The 17,090-nt window shown below is 71.9% G+C and carries 16 protein-coding genes; 7 read left to right on the forward strand and 9 right to left on the reverse strand.

All coding sequences use genetic code 11. The features are described from left to right. The first annotated feature begins 132 nt into the window (after window positions 1-132). Genes KTR66_RS25165 through KTR66_RS02160 form a run of 5 tightly spaced genes read left to right on the forward strand, consistent with a single transcriptional unit; the run spans window position 133 to window position 3,627 of the window. Complete coding sequence (locus tag KTR66_RS25165) at window positions 133-1,026, forward strand: peptidoglycan-binding protein (protein ID WP_305799099.1); 894 nt, start codon at window positions 133-135, stop codon at window positions 1,024-1,026. Next, on the forward strand, window positions 1,023-1,616 hold the full coding sequence (locus tag KTR66_RS02145; RefSeq protein ID WP_213609934.1) for a DUF1194 domain-containing protein: 594 nt from the start codon (window positions 1,023-1,025) through the stop codon (window positions 1,614-1,616). Before KTR66_RS25165 ends, KTR66_RS02145 begins: the two co-directional genes overlap by 4 nt. A gap of 27 nt (window positions 1,617-1,643) precedes the next feature. Further along, a complete protein-coding gene (locus KTR66_RS02150; protein ID WP_213609936.1) occupies window positions 1,644-2,096 on the forward strand; it encodes a GNAT family N-acetyltransferase in 453 nt (150 codons plus the stop codon). Further along, window positions 2,096-2,707 carry a bifunctional 4-hydroxy-2-oxoglutarate aldolase/2-dehydro-3-deoxy-phosphogluconate aldolase gene (locus KTR66_RS02155; protein WP_213609938.1) on the forward strand — a complete coding sequence of 204 codons (612 nt, stop codon included), beginning with the start codon at window positions 2,096-2,098 and terminating at the stop codon, window positions 2,705-2,707. The genes KTR66_RS02150 and KTR66_RS02155 overlap by 1 nt, the downstream gene beginning before the upstream one ends. Further along, the gene (locus KTR66_RS02160; protein WP_213609940.1) at window positions 2,704-3,627 is read left to right on the forward strand and encodes a sugar kinase; all 924 of its coding nucleotides are present in this window, start codon (window positions 2,704-2,706) and stop codon (window positions 3,625-3,627) included. The genes KTR66_RS02155 and KTR66_RS02160 overlap by 4 nt, the downstream gene beginning before the upstream one ends. A gap of 3 nt (window positions 3,628-3,630) precedes the next feature. Here the strand turns inward: KTR66_RS02160 and KTR66_RS02165 are convergent, their stop codons facing one another. The 7 genes from KTR66_RS02165 to KTR66_RS02195 form a co-directional block, all read right to left on the reverse strand. After that, window positions 3,631-4,152, reverse strand: a complete 522-nt coding sequence (locus KTR66_RS02165; RefSeq protein ID WP_213609942.1) for an NADH-quinone oxidoreductase subunit B family protein — start codon at window positions 4,150-4,152, stop codon at window positions 3,631-3,633. Beyond that, the gene (locus KTR66_RS02170; protein WP_371818983.1) at window positions 4,152-4,529 is read right to left on the reverse strand and encodes a glyoxalase superfamily protein; all 378 of its coding nucleotides are present in this window, start codon (window positions 4,527-4,529) and stop codon (window positions 4,152-4,154) included. The genes KTR66_RS02165 and KTR66_RS02170 overlap by 1 nt, the downstream gene beginning before the upstream one ends. Continuing rightward, window positions 4,526-6,010: a nickel-dependent hydrogenase large subunit gene (locus KTR66_RS02175; protein WP_213609944.1), complete on the reverse strand. Its 1,485-nt coding sequence runs from the start codon at window positions 6,008-6,010 to the stop codon at window positions 4,526-4,528. Before KTR66_RS02175 ends, KTR66_RS02170 begins: the two co-directional genes overlap by 4 nt. Next, window positions 6,007-7,422 carry a proton-conducting transporter membrane subunit gene (locus KTR66_RS02180; RefSeq protein WP_213609946.1) on the reverse strand — a complete coding sequence of 472 codons (1,416 nt, stop codon included), beginning with the start codon at window positions 7,420-7,422 and terminating at the stop codon, window positions 6,007-6,009. Before KTR66_RS02180 ends, KTR66_RS02175 begins: the two co-directional genes overlap by 4 nt. Next, window positions 7,419-8,087, reverse strand: a complete 669-nt coding sequence (locus KTR66_RS02185; RefSeq protein ID WP_213609948.1) for a hydrogenase-4 component E — start codon at window positions 8,085-8,087, stop codon at window positions 7,419-7,421. Before KTR66_RS02185 ends, KTR66_RS02180 begins: the two co-directional genes overlap by 4 nt. Before the next feature lie 115 nt (window positions 8,088-8,202). Next, window positions 8,203-9,162, reverse strand: coding sequence for a respiratory chain complex I subunit 1 family protein (locus KTR66_RS02190; RefSeq protein WP_213609950.1), 960 nt, complete (start codon window positions 9,160-9,162; stop codon window positions 8,203-8,205). Beyond that, the gene (locus KTR66_RS02195; protein WP_249731814.1) at window positions 9,162-11,141 is read right to left on the reverse strand and encodes a proton-conducting transporter membrane subunit; all 1,980 of its coding nucleotides are present in this window, start codon (window positions 11,139-11,141) and stop codon (window positions 9,162-9,164) included. Before KTR66_RS02195 ends, KTR66_RS02190 begins: the two co-directional genes overlap by 1 nt. A 182-nt stretch (window positions 11,142-11,323) precedes the next feature. Here KTR66_RS02195 and KTR66_RS02200 point away from each other — a divergent pair, with 182 nt between their 5' ends. Together KTR66_RS02200 and KTR66_RS02205 are read left to right on the forward strand one after the other, a co-directional pair. Then, a complete protein-coding gene (locus tag KTR66_RS02200; protein ID WP_213609954.1) occupies window positions 11,324-11,872 on the forward strand; it encodes a TRAP transporter small permease subunit in 549 nt (182 codons plus the stop codon). Next, window positions 11,872-13,281, forward strand: a complete 1,410-nt coding sequence (locus KTR66_RS02205) for a TRAP transporter large permease subunit (protein ID WP_213609956.1) — start codon at window positions 11,872-11,874, stop codon at window positions 13,279-13,281. The genes KTR66_RS02200 and KTR66_RS02205 overlap by 1 nt, the downstream gene beginning before the upstream one ends. 4 nt (window positions 13,282-13,285) lie before the next feature. Here KTR66_RS02205 and KTR66_RS02210 read toward each other — a convergent pair whose 3' ends face one another. Then, window positions 13,286-15,310 (reverse strand): glycosyltransferase family 2 protein, encoded by a 2,025-nt coding sequence (locus tag KTR66_RS02210; protein WP_213609958.1) that lies wholly within the window; start codon window positions 15,308-15,310, stop codon window positions 13,286-13,288. Then, window positions 15,310-16,716 (reverse strand): HlyD family secretion protein, encoded by a 1,407-nt coding sequence (locus tag KTR66_RS02215; protein WP_213609960.1) that lies wholly within the window; start codon window positions 16,714-16,716, stop codon window positions 15,310-15,312. Before KTR66_RS02215 ends, KTR66_RS02210 begins: the two co-directional genes overlap by 1 nt. Window positions 16,717-17,090 lie beyond the last annotated feature (374 nt).

Below are 17,090 nucleotides of genomic sequence, written 5' to 3' on the forward strand. Positions count from 1 at the left end.
CCCGGGCGCGGGCACGGAGGCGCAGCGCTGCGCCGCCACCCGCGCCGGCCTCGCCGTCGCGCCCGCCGCCTCGCGCGAGGCACGGGACCTCGCGCTGCGCCTCACCACCCTGCCCGCCTGCGGAGCCACGCCATGACCCCCGCCCGCCCCCTCGCCTTCCGCCTGCCGCTCATGAACGGCCCGGAGATCCGCACCGCGCAGCTCGCCCTCATCCGCCAGGGCGCCCTGCGCGGCGAGGCGGATGGCGTCTTCGGCCCCATGACGCGCGATGCGGTCGCCACCTTCCAGCGGCGCGAGGGCCTGGCCGCCGACGGCATCATCGGCCCCGAGACCTGGGCGCGCCTCACCGCGCAGCCCGCCCTCACCCGCCCGCGCCCCTGGGCCGAGGCGCTGCGCCCCTATCTGCCGCCGCTCAGCGACTGGCATGGCCGCGGCGAGCGCCGCTGGCGCCTGACGCCGCAGGGCCTGGCCATCGAGGGCCAGGCCCTGCCCGGCAACACGCCGCCCCGCATCGCCGCCGCCTGCTGGGCGCGCCACCAGACGCCGCTCGAAGCCGCCGCCCGCCGCTTCGCCGTGCCGGTGGAGCTGCTGCTCGCCACCGCCTGCACCGAGAGCGGCGGTCGCGCCGAGGCGGTGCGCGAGGAGCCGGGCTTCACCTCCGACGCCGCCACGCCCCACCGCGTCTCGCCCGGCCTGATGCAGACCCTCATTTCCTCCGCGCGCGAGGCGCTGGGCGACCCCCGGCTCGACCGCGCCGCCCTGCTGGACGCCGCGACCTCGGCCGCGGCGGGGGCCGCCTTCATCGCCCGCCAGGCGCGCGTCACGGGCTTCGACCCGCCGCTCGTCGCCATCGCCTACAATGCCGGCAGCCTGCGCCCCGCTTCCAATCCCTGGGGCCTGGTGCAGACGCAGCGCGGCAACGGCCATTTCCACGCCGACAGCTTCTGCGCCTTCTTCAACGACGCGCTGACCGTGACGCCCGCGCCGGCCGAGGACGTCCCGAATTTCCGGGCGCTGCTGTCATGAGCGCCTGCGCCCTGGCCCTGGTGCTCCTGCTCGACGCCAGCGCCTCCATCTTCCCCGCCGAATGGCAGCTCCAGGCCGAGGGCCATGCCGCCGCCTTCGAGGATGCCGCCGTGCAGCGCGCCATCACGCGCGGCCCGGGCGTGGCCGTCGCCGCCCTCTCCTTCAGCGACGAAGCTCGCGAGATGGTGCCCTGGCGCATCCTGCGCAGCGCGGCCGACGCGCAAGCCTTCGCGACGGCCCTGCGCGAGGCCCCACGCGGCGAGGTGGCCGGCACCGATATCGGCGGCGCGATCTTCGCGGCCCTCGACCAGCTCGCCACCGCCCCCTGCGCGCCGGAGGAGGAGGTGATCGACCTCGTCACCGACGGCGAATCCGCCGAGGCCCGCACCCACCAGGCCCGCGCCTATGCGGAGGCCCAGGGCGTGCGCGTGAACGCGCTCGGCGTCGGCCCGCCCGAGGCGGGCGACTGGCTGCGCGAACACGCCATCACACCGGGCGGCTTCGCCATGGCCGCCCCCGACTGGGCGAGCTTCGCCGCCGCCATCCGCCGCAAGGTGACGCTGGAACTGGCGCAGGCGGGGCTTCGATGATCCAATGCGGGCCAGGAGGAGACCCGCATGCCCATCATCCGCCCGGTCCGGCGCGAGGATCACGCCGGCTGGCTGCCGCTCTGGGCCGGCTACAACGCCTTCTACGAACGCGTGGGGCCGACCGCGCTCGACCCCGCCATCACGGCCATGACCTGGGCGCGCTTCTTCGACCCCTATGAGCCGGTCTTCGCGCTCGTCGCCGAGCAGGAGGGCCAGCTGCTCGGCCTCACGCATTTTCTCTATCACCGCAGCACCACCGCGATCGGCCCCAATTGCTACCTGCAGGACCTCTTCACCACGCCTGAGGCGCGCGGCCAGGGCGTCGGCCGCGCCCTGATCGAGGCGGTCTGCGCCCGCGCGAAGAACGATGGCGCGGCGCGCGTCTATTGGCAGACGCATGAGACCAATGCCGCGGGCCGCCTGCTCTACGACAAGGTCGCGAAGCATCTCGGCTTCATCGTGTACACGCGGGTTCTCTGATGCATCCCATCGTCACGCAGCTCCGCACCGCGCGGATCATTCCCGTCATCCGCACCAGCACGGCCGCGCACGCCGCGACCGCCGTGGCCTGGCTGCGCGAGGTGGGCATCACCACCATCGAGATCACGCTGACCACGCCCGATGCGGTGGCGCTGATCCGCGAACTCGCCGCCGACCCCGCGCTGCTGGTGGGCGCGGGCACCGTGCCCGATGCGGCGACGGCGCGGGCCTGCCTGGAGGCCGGCGCGAAATTCCTGGTCACGCCCTGGGTGGACGCCGAGGTCTGCGCCGTGGCGCGCGCGGCGGGTGCCGCCATGCTGCCCGGCGCCTTCACGCCGACCGAGGTGCGCGCGGCGCTGCAAGCCGGGGCGGACGCGGTGAAGATCTTCCCCGCCTCCAGCGGCGGCCCCGCGCATCTCAAGGCGCTGCGCTCCGTCTTCCCCGGCGTTGCCTTCTGCCCGACCGGCGGCGTGGACCCGCGCAACACCGCCGAATGGTTCGCCGCCGGCGCCGCCTTCGTCGGCATGGGCGGCAAGCTCGCCGACGAAGCGCTGATCGCCGCCGGCGACAAGGCCGCGCTCCAGGCCGCCGCAAGGGCCGCGCTGGCATGACGCCCGAGCTGCTCTGCCTGGGCGAGCCCATGCTGGAGCTGAACCGCCAGCCCCCGGATGCCGAGGGCCGCGCGCTCTACCTGGAAGGCTTCGGCGGCGACAGCTCCAACGCCGCGATCGCCGCGGCACGCCAGGGCGCCTCGGTCGGCTACATCTCCGCCATCGGCGAGGACCCGGCCGGCCGCGCCTTCCGCGCGCTCTGGAGCGAGGAGGGCGTGGATCACCGCTTCGTCCGCACCGACCCGGCCGCTCCCACCGGCCTCTACCTCGTCACGCATGACGCGTCCGGCCACCACTTCGCCTTCTTCCGCAGCGGCTCCGCCGCCAGCCGCATGGGGCCGGAGGAATTGCCGGCCGAGGCCATCGCCAGTGCCCGCATCCTGCACCTCTCCGGCATCAGCCAGGCCATCTCGAATGCCGCCTGCGACGCCGGCTTCCGCGCCATCGAGCTGGCCCGCGCGGCCGGTGTGCGCGTCTCCTACGACACCAATCTGCGCCTGCGCCTCTGGCCGGCCGCACGCGCCGCCGCCGTGATCCATGCCGCGATCGCCCAGGCCGACATCGCGCTGCCCTCGCTGGAGGACGCAACCGCACTGACCGGCCTCTCGGAGCCTGATGCGGTGGTGGATTTCTACCTGCGCCTCTGCCCGCTGGTGGTGCTGAAATGCGGCGCGGCCGGCGCGCTGGTGGCGACGCGCGAGGCCCGCCATCGCATCACCGCGCATCGCGTGCGAAGCCTGGACGCGACTGGCGCGGGTGACACCTTCTGCGGCGCCTTCCTGGCCCGCACACTGGCCGGCGATGACCCCTTCACCGCCGCGCGCTATGCCAATGCGGCGGCCGCGCTGGCGACCACCGGCTATGGCGCCGTGGCTCCCATTCCGCGCCCCGATGCGGTCCGCGCGCTGCTGGGCGCTTAGGCCTTAGCCATTCGCCTCGATGAGCGCGAGCAAGCCTTCCAGGATCTGCTCCGGCGCGGGCGGGCAGCCAGGGATGACGAGGTCCACCGGCAGTGCCGCCTCGACCCCGCCCAGCACGGCATAGCTGCCGCGAAACACGCCGCCATCCGCCGCGCAATCGCCCAGCGCCACCACCCAGCACGGGTCGGGCGTCGCCGCCCGCGCGCGCATGAGCGCCTCGGCCATGTTGCGCGTCAGCGGCCCGGTGACGAGCAGGATGTCGGCATGGCGGGGGCTCGCCACGAAGCGCAACCCGAAGCGCTCCAGATCATGCGCCACATTCTGCAGCGCATTCACCTCCAGCTCGCAGCCATTGCAGCTGCCCGCATCCACCTGGCGGATGGCGAGCGAACGCCCCAACCGCGCCTCGGCTGCCTCGGCCAGGCGCGCGCGCAACTCCTCGACGATCTCGGGCGGGGTGGGCGGCGGGGCCGCGTCGGTGAGCGGGCGGGAGACGAGGTTGCGCAGCAGCTTCGGAATCAGCATCAGGCGCCCTCCATCGCTTCCGTGAAGACCAGGCGATTGCCGAAGGGATCGGCCACCTCCATGTCGCGCCAACCCCAGGGCTGCTGCACGATGCCGGGCCGCGCGTGGCGATAATGCTTCGCCGTCAGTTCCGCATGCAGGGCATCCAGGCCCGTCATGCGCAGCAGCAGTTTCGTCCCCGGCGTGCCGTCGCCGAAATGCTCGCTGAGGAACAGCAGCAGCGCCCCGCGCGAAACCTGCGCGAAGACCGGCGCGTCGGCGTCGAAGCGATGCTCCCAATCCCAGCTCATGCCGAGGAAATCCACGTAGAACTCCCGCGCCTTCGCGAGGTCGAAGATGCGCAGCACGGGGATGGTGGCGTCGAAGCGCGGCGTCACAGGTCCACCCCGCTGTAGCTGCCATTGATGCTTTTGTTGATCAGCGGGAAATCGGCCACGATATTGCCGATCACCGCGGCCTCCAGCAGCGGCCAATGCAGCCAGGACGGGTCGCGCAGCATGCAGGCCTCGATCCCGCCCCCGCCGTCCAGCCGCATCCAGGCGAGGCACTCGCCGCGGAAGCCCTCCACCAGCGCGATGCCCTCGCCGCCGCGCGGCGGCAGCTGCACCGTCAGCTCGCCCTCCGGCAGGCTCGGCAGCAGCTCGCGCAGGAAGGCCAGGGATTGCAGCACCTCGGCGTAACGCTGCCGCCAGCGCGCATCCACATCGGCGCCGGACTGCGTCACCAGCGCCTCGGGCGCCAGTTCGCCCGTCAGCAGCCGCGCGTCAAAGCCGCGGCCGGCGGCGCGCCCCACCACGCCGCCCGGCGCGAAAGCAGCGACCAGCCAGGGCTCCATGATGCCCGTGCCGAGCACGCGGTCCTGCAGGCTGGCATGGCCTTCGTAGAGCGCGAGGATCGCGGGCAACTCAGCCTCGATCGCGCTGAGCGCCGCCAGCAGCGCCGCCACGCCGTCAGGCGCCACATCCTGCGCGACGCCGCCCGGCAGCACGCGATCCATCATCAGCCGGTGGCCGAAGGCGTCACGCTGCGCGCGCAGCAGCCCCTCGCGCAGCCAGCCGCAGCGCGCATGGATCACCGCGAAGGCCGCATCATTGGCGATGAAGCCGAGGTCGTTCAGGTGATTGTGCAGCCGCTCCAGCTCCAGCATGGCGGCGCGCAGGGCCTGCGCGCGCGGCGGCGCCTCCACCTCCAGCGCGGCCTCCGCCGCGCGCGCGAAAGCCAGCGAATGCGCGACGGTGGTGTCGCCCGAAAGCCGCGCCGCGAAGCGCGCCGCGGCGCGCGGCGGCTTGCCCTGCATGAGCGAGAGCGTGCCCTTGTGCACATAACCAAGCCGCGCCTCGAGCCGGACGATGATCTCGCCCTGCACATGGAAGCGGAAATGCCCGGGCTCGATCACGCCGGCATGGATGGGGCCGACCGGGATGATGTGAACGCCCTCGCCCGCCACCGGCAGGAACTCCATCGGCTTGGCTTCCGGCGCCTGTGCCACCGGCCGCGCCGAGAGCGGCGCCAGCAGCGGCCAGCGGCCGTGATCGAGGAAGGGCCGCGCATCCGTGCCGCCCTCGGCCTCGATGCCCCAGAGGTCGCGCAGCATCCGCTCGAACAGCGCGGCGGAGGGCCAGCGCGGCGAGAGGGCGGGGATGCGCCCCTCCTCCGCCGGCACGGAGGCGAGCAGCACCTCCAGCCGCGTCTCATCCAGGAAGGCCGCATGGGCGAAGCCCGGCTCGCCCCAGAGGCCCAGCAGCGCGAAGCCGGGCACGGGCGCCAGATCGGCCCAGCGGCGCTGGTCGAGCAGGAAGCGCGGCCAAGGGGTGCAGCCCATCCGCTGGCCGGATTCGATGAGGGTGCGCAGGCTCATGTCAGCGCCCTCGCCGCTTCGAGCAGCATGGCCGCGAGCGGCCCGGGCAGCGCCACGCCGAGGATCATCGCCAGCACGAGGTGACCCCAGAGCGGCAGCAGCGTGGCGAGGCCGGCCTCCATCGGCGCGGGCTGCGGCGTGGGCAGGCCAAAACAGAGGCGCTGCATGGCGTGCAGCAGCGCCGTGCCCGCCACCAGCAGGCCGAAGATCAGCAGCGGCAGCAGCCAGGGCGCCTCCCGCCCCATGGCGGTGGCCAGCAGCAATTCCGAGGCGAAGAGGCTGAAGGGCGGGAGCCCCGCCAGCGCCGCCATGGCCAAAGCGAGGCCCCAGCCCAAGGCGGGATGCGAGGTCGCAAGCCCGCCGATCGCCGCCATGTGCTGCGCGCCCTTGATCCGCACCGCGCGCCCCACGGCAAAGAAGGCCGCCGACTTCACCAGCGAATGCCCCCAGAGATGCAAGAGCCCCGCCATATGCCCCGCGACACCGCCCACCCCGAAGGCGATGGCCGTGATGCCCATATGCTCGATGCTGCTCCAGCCGAAGAGTCGCTTCGCATCGCGCCGCCGCCAGAGCGAGAAGCCCGCCAGCAGCAGCGTGACGAGGCCCATCACGATCAGGAAGGGCCCAGGCGGGATGGCCTCCGGATGCGCCGCCACGATGCTCTTGCCGCGCAGGATGCCCAGCATGGCCGCATTCAGCAGCAGGCCCGAGAGCACGGCGGCGATGGGCGTCGGCCCCTCGGCATGCGCATCGGGCAGCCAGGAATGCAGCGGCGCAAGCCCCGCCTTGGTGCCGAAGCCCACCAGCAGGAAAATGAAGGCGAGGTTCAGCAGGCCCGCATCCGCCCGTGGCGCCAGCGCGCGGAGCGCCGTGTAGGAGAGCTGCCCCTCCGCATGCCCCGCCACCGGCTGTGCGGCCAGCGCCAGCACGATCAGCCCGAACAAGGCGAGGGCGATGCCCACACCGCAAAGGATGAAGAACTTCCACGCGGCCTCGATCGCAGCCGGCGTGCGGTGCAGGGCCACCATCAGCACGCAGGCCAGCGTGCCCGCCTCGATCGCCACCCACATCACGCCGAGATTATCGGCCAGAAGTGCGAGGAAATGCGCCGCCATGAAGCCCTGGAAGGCGGCGTGATAGGCGCGGTTCTGGCGGGTGTCGAAGCCGTCGCCCGCAATGTCCTGCGCCGAGAACACCGCCGTGCCGAAGCCCACGATGGCCGCGATCAGCACGAAGGGTGTGTTCAGCGCATCCGCCCGCAGCCAGCCGCCCCCGGCGGGCTCGCCCAGCAGCAGCAGCGCGAGCAGGAGCGTGACGCCGGAGGCCAGGATGTTCAGCTGCGCCGCGCGCGCCGGCAGCGCCGCGCACAAGGCCGCGGCCAGCGCCGGGACGAGGATGAGCCAGAGCGTCATGTGCCCTCGCCCCGGTGCGGATCGAGCACGGAGGTGTCGAGGCTGTCGAAGCGCTCATGCAGCACGCGCGCGAAGACACCCGCGATGACGGCGATGACCAGCACCAGCCCGGCGGTCGAAAGCTCCACCACCAGCGGCATGCCGGCCACGCCCACAGCCGCCAGCACGAGGCCATTCTCCAGCGTCATCAGCCCCGCGATCTGCGCCAGCGCCGTCCGCCGCGTCACCATCATGAGCAGCCCCAGCAGCACGACGGAGAGCGCGATGGCCAGATCCTCCCGCGCCAGCGCCCTGGCACCCGCGGTGGCCGGCAGGACGACGAGGATGCTGAGCCCCACCAGCAGGAAGCCCGCGATCATGCTGGCGCCGATGCCGGAGGCCGGTTCCGCACGCCGTGCCGGTGGCAATTGCATCACGAGCCGCCGCAGATAGATCGGGATCAGCACACCCTTGGCGGCCAGCGCGATGACGGCGGTGATGTAGAGTTGCGGCGCGCCCTGCACATGGCCCTGCCAGGCCGCCGCCAGCGCCAGCACCACGCCCTGCAAGGCCAGCGCATTCACCAGCGCGAAGATCCGCCGCTGATAGAGCAGCACGAAGGAAATCAGCAGCATGCCGCCGCCCAGCACATGCGCCACGTCGTAGGAGGTGTCGCCGAAGCCCATCACCCTGCCTCCGATGGTCGGAGCGGCGAAAGCCGCGGAGAGCTGAATCGGTGGCCCGGCAACGCCTCCGATGGTCGGAGCGGCGAAAGCCGCGGGGAGCTGAATCGGCGGCCCATCACGCCAACCCCGTCGAGACGAAGATCAGCGCCGCCGCCAGCAGCGCCAGCATCAGGGCGCCGCCCAGGAATTCCGGCACGCGGAAGACGCGCATCTTGGCGATGGCACTTTCGAACACCGCCAGCGCCAGCGCCAGCAGCCCGATCTTCACCCCCCAGAGCACCAGGCCCAACCCCCAGGCGAAGGGCCCGCTGCCGGGTGCGGCCGTGCCATAGGGCAGGAAGAGCGTCGCCAGCAGGCCGAGCCAGACCAGCAGCTTCAGCGCCGCCTGCATCTCCCACAGCGCCAGATGCCGGCCCGAGGCCTCCAGCAGCATCGCCTCATGCACCATGGTGAGTTCCAGATGCGTGGCCGGATTGTCCACCGGCACGCGCGCATTCTCCGCCAGCGCCACGGCGGCCAGCGCCACCGCCGCGAAGATGAGCGAGACGCGCAGCCCAAGCTGCCCATCCGCGATGCCATGGCCGATCGCGTTCAGGTTGGTGCCGCCGATCAGCACGGCGAAGACCATGACGCAGACCATCAGCGCCGGCTCGGCGAAGACGGCGAAGGTCATCTCGCGCGCCGCGCCCAGCCCGCCGAAGGGCGTGCCCGCATCATGCCCGTTGAGCGCCAGCGCCACGCGCGCCAGCGCGAGCAGCCCGCCGATCAGCAGCAGGTCCGCCATCGGCGCCAGCGCCATGCCGAAGGCGAAGCTCGGCACCAGGGCGGCGGCCAGAACCGTGGCCCCCAGCGCGACATAGGGGCTGACGCGGGAGACGAGGCTGGCACCCTCGGCCAGCACCGGCCGCTTGCGCAGCAGCTTCAGCAGGTCGCGCCAGGGCTGCATCGGGTGCGGCCCACGCCGGCCCATCAGCCGCGACTTCAGCCAGCGCACCACCCCCACCAGCAGCGGCGCCACGGCCAGCATCAGCGCGATGTGCAGCAATTGCGTGAGGAGGCCGCCCAGCACCGCCATCAGCCGCGCTCCAGCAGCGCGACGAGCGCGAGCAGCGAGACCAGCGTGCCGAAGGTCAGCCCCAGATAGAAGCGCAGGCTCAGCCCGCGCAGCTGCTCGGCCTCACGCGACAAGGCCCGCCGCGCCCGCGCCAGCGGGTAGAGCAGCCGGGTGAAGCCGCGATCCTGGCCTTCGACGCGCAAGGTGGCGGCAGCCGGCGAGCCGGGCGGCTGGTTCACCAGCCATTCGCGCGGCGCGATGGCGAGCCCCCCCAGGCTGCGCCGGATCGGCTGGCCCAGGCCGAGCGCGCTCACCTGGCTGAGCGGATCGCCGAAGGGCATGTGCGGCGGCGGCGGCAGGAAGCCGCAATCCCAGGCCGGGCCGCGCGCCGGCTCCCGCGGCGAGCGCCGGCGCACCAGCAGCACCAGCCCGCCCACCACCAGCGCCAGCAGCAACGCCACCAGACCCGGCAGGTAGCGCGAGCCGCCCTCGCCCAGCGCCAGCTCCAGCCCGAAGCGGGGTGCCGCCGCCTGCGGCCCCAGCACCTGGCGGATCGGCCCATCCAGCACGCCCAGCGCCACCGCTGCCAGCGGGCCGAGCACGAGCGTCAGCAGCGTGGGCAGCACCAGCGCCACCCGCATCAGCCCGGTCGCGTCGGGTGCGCCCGCCACGCGCGGCGTGCGCGGCCGGCCGAGGAAGACCAGCCCCACCAGCCGGACCATCGCCGCCGCCGCCAGCCCCACCGCCATGCCCACCACGGCCAGCGAGGCCGCGGCGATGAGCTGGACCGACATGTCGGAGGCGCGGAAGCCCTGGATCAGCGCCTGCAGCAGCAGCCATTCGCTGGCGAAGCCCGAGAGCGGCGGCAGGGCGGCGGCCGAAAGCGCGCCCAGGATGGCGCAACCCGCGACCCAGGGCATGCGGTGGATCAGCCCGCCCAGCCGGTCCGGATCGCGGCTGCCGGCCAGGCTGTAGACCGCGCCGAGCGAGAGAAAGAGCTGCGTCTTGAAGGCCGCATGGTTCAGCGCATGCAGCAGCGCCGCCGCCAGCGCCACGGACGCCAAGGGCAAGAGGTCCGCCCCGCGATAGGCGAGTGCCAAGCCCAGCGCCGCCACCATCAGCCCCATGTTCTCAAGGGTCGAACAGGCCAGGATCGCCTTGGTGTCGCGTTCCAGATTGGCCCGGAGCGCGCCGATCAGCGCCGTCGCCACGCCCAGGCCCAGCAGCGGCAGCCCCCACCAGGCCGGCTGCGCCGCGCCCGAGAGGTCGAACAGCAGGCGGATCATCACATAAAGGGCGATCTTCACCATCGCACCCGACATCAGCGCCGAAACCGGGCTCGCCGCGGCCGGATGGGCGAGCGGCAGCCAGACATGGAAGGGCACGAGGCCCGCCTTGGAGCCGGCGCCGAGCAGCACCAGCGCCAGCACGGCCGCCGCCCGCCATCCCTCGGGCGGGGCCGCCCGCATGGCCGCGAAGCCGAGGCCCCCGCCCGCCGCCAGCAGCCCCACCGCGCCGATCAGGCAGATCCCCGAGAAGGCCGCGAAAGCGAGGTAAAGCCGCGCCGCCCGCCGCCCAGCCCCCGTCGCATGCCGCGCCGCCACCAGCGCCCAGGAGGCGAGCGACATCAGCTCGAAGCCCAGCATCAGCGTGAAGCCATCGGCCGCGATCAGCGTCAGCGCCATGCCGGCCAGGAAAAGCGGGAAGCCCGCCCCCTCGGCCCGCGGCGGCGGGGGCGAGGCGGCGGCGAAGAGGCAGGCTGGCACCGCGGCCAGCGCCAGGATCACCAGGAACCAGCCCGCCAGCGCATCCACCGCCACCTGCGCGGCACCCCAGGGCGGGCCGAAGGGCAGCGGCGTGGCCGGCAGTCCAATGGCCCCGACGAGGCCGAGCCCCGCGCTTGCCACCGCGCTGCCCAGAAAGACCCAGCGCGGCGCACGGCCGGTCGCGCCCAGGGCCCCCAGACCCAGCAGGGCCAGGAAGCAGGCGCCCAGCAGCATCAACACCGCCCGGCTCCGGGCGCCCGGTTTTCGATTCGCCTTGCCATCCGGAGCAGCTTAACAGCCCATGCGCCGAGGGCGAGGCCCCTTCGCCCCCCGTCTCCAGGCTGGACAAGCCGCAACTTATCTTTAGGGAGCGTCCCGCAGGCGCGTGGATGCGCCATTCCCGCGGAGAGAACGCGATGGGTGTGCTTCTGGCCTTCAGCCGGGGCGTGGACTGGATGAACGAGAAATTCGGCCGGCTGGCCGATTGGTGCATCCTGCTGGCCTGTGCCATCAGCGCCGGCAACGCCTTGAGCCGCTATGGCTTCAACGTCTCCTCCAACGCCTGGCTCGAGGTGCAGTGGTACCTCTTCGCCGCGGTGGTCATGCTGGGCGCCAGCTACACCCTGTTCCGCAACGAACATGTCCGCGTGGACCTCTTCTACGGTTGGATGAGCGAACGCAGCCGCCTCTACGTGGATATCTTCGGCATCATCGTCTTCCTGCTTCCGGGAATGATCCTGCTCAGCTGGATGACCTGGCCCTTCTTCATGGACAGCCTGATGCGCGGCGAGATGTCGGCGAGCCCGGGCGGCCTCATCCGCTGGCCGGCCAAGATCCTGCTCCCGCTCGGCTTCTTCCTGCTGGTCCTGCAGGGCCTCTCCGAGCTGATCAAGCGCATCGCGCTCCTGCGCGGCCCGGTGCAGGGCGTCGCCGTCGTCACCGAATACCAGCGGCCCGAACAATAATGACCCTCGACCTCATGCCCCCGCTCATGTTCGGCGGGCTCGTCCTCTTCCTGCTGCTGGGCTTCCCAGTGGCCTTCTCGCTCTGCGCCGTGGGGCTGTTCTTCGGCTTCCTCTCGATCGAGCTCGGCTTCTTCACCGCCGCCTATCTGGGCAACCTGCCGCTGCGCGTCTTCGGCATCCTCTCCAACGACCTGCTTCTGGCCATCCCCTTCTTCACCCTGATGGGCGCGATCCTCGAGCGCTGCGGCCTCGCCGAGGATCTGCTGGAGGGCACCGGCCAGCTCTTCGGCAAGATCCCGGGCGGCCTCGCCTATGCCGTCATCCTGGTGGGCGCCGTGCTCGGCGCCATCACCGGCACGGTGGCGGCCTCGGTCATCGCCATGGGCATGATCTCGCTGCCCATCATGATCCGCTACGGCTACGACATGCGGATCGCAACGGGCGTGATCGCGGCGTCCGGCACCATCACCCAGCTCATTCCGCCCTCGCTCGTGCTGATCGTGTTGGGCGACCAGTTGGGCAAGTCCGTCGGCGACATGTATGCCGGCGCCATCGGCCCCTCCATCCTGCAGATCCTGCTCTTCATCGCCTTCATCGCGGTGGTCTCGATCGTGGCTCCCCACAAGGTGCCGCCCCTGCCGCCGGAGGCGCTGATGGCCCGCGGCTGGCCGCTCTACCGCCGCGTCCTCAAGGGCATGGTGCCTTCCATCGGCCTGATCTTCCTCGTCCTCGGCACCATCTTCATGGGCCTCGCGACCCCCACCGAAGCGGGTGCGATGGGCGCCGTCGGTGCGGTGCTGCTCGCCTGGATGAACGGCACCTTCACCTGGAAGCTGCTGCGCGAGGCGATGGGCAACACCATGCGCATCACCTCCATGGTCATCTTCATCCTGATCGGCGCCACCGTGTTCAGCCTGGTCTTCCAGGGCGTGGACGGCTCCCATTGGGTCGAGCATCTGCTCAGCCACCTGCCGGGCGGCCAGACCGGCTTCCTCATCTTCGTCAACGTCTTCATCTTCTTCCTGGCCTTCTTCCTCGACTTCTTCGAGATCGCCTTCATCGTGGTGCCGCTGCTGGCGCCGGTCGCCGCCAAGCTCGACATCGATCTGATCTGGTTCGGCGTGCTGCTCTGCATCAACCTGCAGACGAGCTTCATGCACCCGCCCTTCGGCTTCGCGCTGTTCTACCTGCGCTCCATCGCGCCGAAGTCGGTCTTGACCAAGGACATCTACCTGGGCGCCATCCCCTGGCTCGCGCTGCAACTCATCCTGGTTGCCATCGTGATCTTCTGGCCCGAGAGCGTGACCTTCTTCATCGACCGCGGCACAGGCGTGGACCCTGCCTCGGTCGTGATCGACGTGCCGCCGCCCCCGCCCGTGGATGACGACGCGGTGCCGGTGTTCCGGTAAGGCCTTATCGCCGCCAGTCGGGGTTGCGGATGCGGCCCCACAGCCCCGCCAGCGCCCGGCGGAAATCCCCGGTCCCGGCGATGTTCTCCGGCGCCTGGGAGAACAGCGCCGCGATCAGCCGGCGGCGCTCCGCCTCCTCCAGTTCCCAGCGCAGCCCCAGCATGCCGCCCGGCGTGGCGCGGACGACGCGGGCGCGGAGCGGATCGAGTTCGGGGAATTCGCACCAGATCAGGCTGCCCGCCCCCGGCGCGGCGAGCCCCTCGGGCAGCGCGATGCGTGCGCCCCCGGCCGAGACGTCGCACAGCCGCGCGCCCTCCCAATGCGGCCCCAATATTCCCCTCTGCGGCCCCGCCAGCCAGAGCCGCGTCGGCCAATGCAGGTCGAACCGCTCATCCCGGCGCGGGCGCGGCAATTCGCAGCAGACCAGCAGGCAGACGATGGCGAGGATGATGGCGATGGAGGCCCAGACGATGTTCATCACATCCTCGGCCGGCACCTCCACCGGTTGGTCCGGCCCCAGCAGGGACCAGGCGATGCCGCCCAGATTGGCGACGACGATCGCGCCGAAGCCGAAGGCGAAGTTCCGGTTGAAGCGCATCTCGGTGCGCGAGCTTCCCTTCGCCGTCACCTTGAAAGGCCGCCCGAAGGGCCGGAGCAGGCCGGAGGCGAGTGCGATGGAGACCGGCAGCGCCGCCACCGCATGCGCCGCCTCGGTGAAGATCGGCAGCGAGCGCCCGCGCGAGATCCAGGCGCTGTGCAGCCAGAAGCACACCAGAGCCGGCACGCCGTAGCGCACGAAATCCACATGGTCGGTCTGGAAGGCGGGCACGCCGAAGACCCAGTAGATGGCGGGCCCGATCAGCAGCAGCGGCAGGAAGGGCTTGGAGAGCCAGTGCAACAGCCCGTGCAGGTAGTGCAGCCGCTGGTTCAGCGTATAGCCGCGCCCGCGCATGGGGCCATCGGCCAGCATCGCCACCTGGATGGTGCCGAGGCACCAGCGCGCCCGCTGCGTGCAGTATTCCGCGATATCCTCCGCCGAGAGGCCGATGGAGAGCCGCTCGTTCAGCCAGCGCGTCTCATAGCCGTGCCGCATCAGCCCGTAGGTGAGGTAGATGTCCTCGCTCACCGCCCCTTCCGGGAAGCCGCCGAGGCGATCCAGCAGATCCCGCCGCACCATGAAGCCGGTGCCCACGCAGAAGGCGCAGCCCCAGGCATCCTTCGCCGGCTGGAACAGGTCGAAGAACATGCGCTGGTCATCCACCCAGGCGGCGGTGACGCCCAGATTGTGCTGGATCGGATCGGGGTTGTAGTAGAATTGTGGCGTCTGGACAACGCCCACGCGCTGATCGCCGAACAGCCCCACCATGCGCCGGAGCATGCGCCGCTGCGGGGCGAAGTCCGCGTCCAGCACCAGCAGCAGCGGCGCATTGGTCTCGCCCGCCGTCACCCGCCAGCCATTGTTGAGATTGCCCGCCTTGGCCGCGCGGTTGTCGGCCCGCGTGATGTAGCGGGCACCCACTTCGGCACAATAGTCGCGCAGCCAGGCGCGGCGGGTGTCGTCCAGCACCCAGATGGTCACGCACTCCTTCGGATAGTCGAGCGAGAGCGCCGCGAGGATGGACTTCTCCAGCACCGCCAGCGGCTCGTTATAGGTGCAGATCATCACGTCCACGGCGGGCCATTCGCCGCTGGCGGTGAGCGCCGCCTCCGCCGCATCGGCTTGCGCCTTCACCCGCGCCTCGGAGTTGCGCAGCGTGATCAGCACCGCCCCCAGCGAATAGAGGATGGAAAGCGCCTCGAAGGTGAAGAACAGCCGCGCCCAGATCGGCTCGAAGGCGAAGTCATAGGCGGGAAGCGTCTGGGTGTAGCGCCAATGCATGTAGATCAGGATGGGCGGCGTGGTGACGAGCGCCATCAACCCGCGGTCGAAGGCGCGTTTCGGCGTGAGCAGAAGGGCCAGGAGCGCCACCGCGATGAAGACGCCGAAGCCCGCCCGCAACGCCTCCAGCAGGTCGGGCGGGCCGGGCATCAGCCCCCCGCGTCGGCGCGCGCCTGGCCGAAGATCATCGCCAGCGCATTGCGCGAGAAGCGCAGCGCCGCGCTCGCCATGCCAGCGAGAAAGCCGCCCTCGATCTCGACGCTGACCCAGCGGCCGATGTCGCAGGGCACGGCCGGCCGCCCGCCGCGCGTGGCGCGAATCGGCGGCGCGGGCTCGAGGTCGATGAGCACATACATCTCGCGCCGCTCCATCGGCGGGAAGGGCACGGCGTAGTTGGTGTCCACGCGGTCGGTCGTGCGCGGCAGCACCTGGCGCACGCGGCCGTAGCGCGGCTCGGCCCAGCCCTCCGCCTCCACCACGACAGGCGCGCCGACGGCCAGCCGATGCGCCTGCCGCACCGAGAAGATGCCGACGACAAAGGCGTTGCGGCACTCCACCATGCCCGCGATCGTGTCGCCGGCATTCAGCCGCTGGCCCGGGCTCGCGAAGGCGCGCAGCACATGGCTGCTGCTGGGTGCCGCCACCTCCGCGTCCAGCAGCCGGGCGAGGCGCGCCGTCTCCGTCGCGGTCTGCGCCGAGAGCGCGTTGAGGTTGTTGCTGAGCTGCGCCTCATCCACGCGGAGGCGGGAGAGCTCGAGCGCCGCATCGCGCCGACGCTCGATCAGCGCGCCCAGCGCGCTCTGCGATTCCCCGGCATAGCTGCCCGCCTCGATGGAGCGCCGCTCCGCCTCGCGCCGCGCGAGCGAGGCCTGGGTGGCCAGCAGTTCCTCCTGCGCCGCGCGCTCGCGATGCAGCGCGATCAGCAGCACTTCGCGGCTCACCACGCCCGCCTCCAGCAGGCGGCGCTGCCGCGCGACGAGCGTGCTTTGCTCAGCCAGCGTAGCAGCCGCACTCGCGGCCTTGGCACGAGCCTCACGCTCCACTTCCTGCGCGACGCTGAGCGCCACCTCCCGTTGCTCGCGAATGGATTGATCGAGCGCCTCCAGCCAGCCGGTCAGCACCGAGATACGCTCGCGCAAGCCGTTCAGGCTGATGCGCGTGCCCTGGGTCTGGTTCTCCAGCCCGATGAGGGTGGAGCGGTCCAGCCGCTCATTGCGGATGCGCGCCAGCACCTCGCCGCCACCCACGGGGTCGCCTGGCTCCGCGCGAAGCCGGTCGAGTTCGCCGTCGATGGGGGCGGTCACCAGGATGACGGGCGCGTTCACCACGGCACGCGTGCTGGTGTCGGCCAGGATGGGTGGCAGGCTGGCCAGCAGCAGGCTCCCGGCAAGAAGGATGGCGCCGCCATAGGTGACGCCGCGCAAAGCATTGCCGGCCCAATCCGGCCCGCCCAGCCCGTGGCGGCGCCAGGACTCGCGCAGGCGCCCGGCGAGGTCCGGGCGGTTCCAGGGCCGAGCACGCATCCAGGCCGCGGCGGCTTCGGCGTGGTTGCGCAACACCCTCCCTATGGCGACCGGGCTTGCGGCCCGCGGCGGCACAGCCGGGGCAGCCTCAGCCGAAGGAGGCCCCGCCGGGCCGATGGGCTCAGGGCGGGCAGCCGGTGCCGTGGGGACCGACGGCAGCGGCGCAGCGGCGGGCGGCGGGCTTGGCCGGACACGAACAGGCTCGGCCGGAGGCTCGACGGGCTCGGGCAGCGCCGGAGCCACTGCTGGAGCCACTGGGGCGGGCTGGACGCGAATGGCCTCCGCCCGAGGCTCCAACGCAACGCCGACCGGAGGCGCCTCAGCCGGCAGCGACGGAACGGGCCGGATGCGAATGGACTCAGCCGCGGGCTCCACGCGCGGGGCGACCGGCGGCGGAACAGGCTGCG

It is taken from the genome of Roseococcus sp. SDR, assembly GCF_019083995.1.
Taxonomy (GTDB): domain Bacteria; phylum Pseudomonadota; class Alphaproteobacteria; order Acetobacterales; family Acetobacteraceae; genus Roseococcus.

Bases quoted from the DNA above. Each gene is read 5' to 3' on its own strand.
- KTR66_RS02185 (WP_213609948.1), bottom strand. From the start codon at position 8,087: ATGGGCTTCGGCGACACCTCCTACGACGTGGCGCATGTGCTGGGCGGC.
- KTR66_RS02145 (WP_213609934.1), top strand. From the start codon at position 1,023: ATGAGCGCCTGCGCCCTGGCCCTGGTGCTCCTGCTCGACGCCAGCGCC.
- KTR66_RS02195 (WP_249731814.1), bottom strand. From the start codon at position 11,141: ATGCTGCTGGGCGCCTGCTTCCTGGCCCTGCTGGGTCTGGGGGCCCTG.
- KTR66_RS02190 (WP_213609950.1), bottom strand. From the start codon at position 9,162: ATGGCGGTGCTGGGCGGCCTCCTCACGCAATTGCTGCACATCGCGCTG.
- KTR66_RS02200 (WP_213609954.1), top strand. From the start codon at position 11,324: ATGGGTGTGCTTCTGGCCTTCAGCCGGGGCGTGGACTGGATGAACGAG.
- KTR66_RS02210 (WP_213609958.1), bottom strand. From the start codon at position 15,310: ATGCCCGGCCCGCCCGACCTGCTGGAGGCGTTGCGGGCGGGCTTCGGC.
- KTR66_RS02165 (WP_213609942.1), bottom strand. From the start codon at position 4,152: ATGCTGATTCCGAAGCTGCTGCGCAACCTCGTCTCCCGCCCGCTCACC.
- KTR66_RS02175 (WP_213609944.1), bottom strand. From the start codon at position 6,010: ATGAGCCTGCGCACCCTCATCGAATCCGGCCAGCGGATGGGCTGCACC.
- KTR66_RS25165 (WP_305799099.1), top strand. From the start codon at position 133: ATGACCCCCGCCCGCCCCCTCGCCTTCCGCCTGCCGCTCATGAACGGC.
- KTR66_RS02205 (WP_213609956.1), top strand. From the start codon at position 11,872: ATGACCCTCGACCTCATGCCCCCGCTCATGTTCGGCGGGCTCGTCCTC.
- KTR66_RS02155 (WP_213609938.1), top strand. From the start codon at position 2,096: ATGCATCCCATCGTCACGCAGCTCCGCACCGCGCGGATCATTCCCGTC.
- KTR66_RS02180 (WP_213609946.1), bottom strand. From the start codon at position 7,422: ATGACGCTCTGGCTCATCCTCGTCCCGGCGCTGGCCGCGGCCTTGTGC.
- KTR66_RS02160 (WP_213609940.1), top strand. From the start codon at position 2,704: ATGACGCCCGAGCTGCTCTGCCTGGGCGAGCCCATGCTGGAGCTGAAC.
- KTR66_RS02150 (WP_213609936.1), top strand. From the start codon at position 1,644: ATGCCCATCATCCGCCCGGTCCGGCGCGAGGATCACGCCGGCTGGCTG.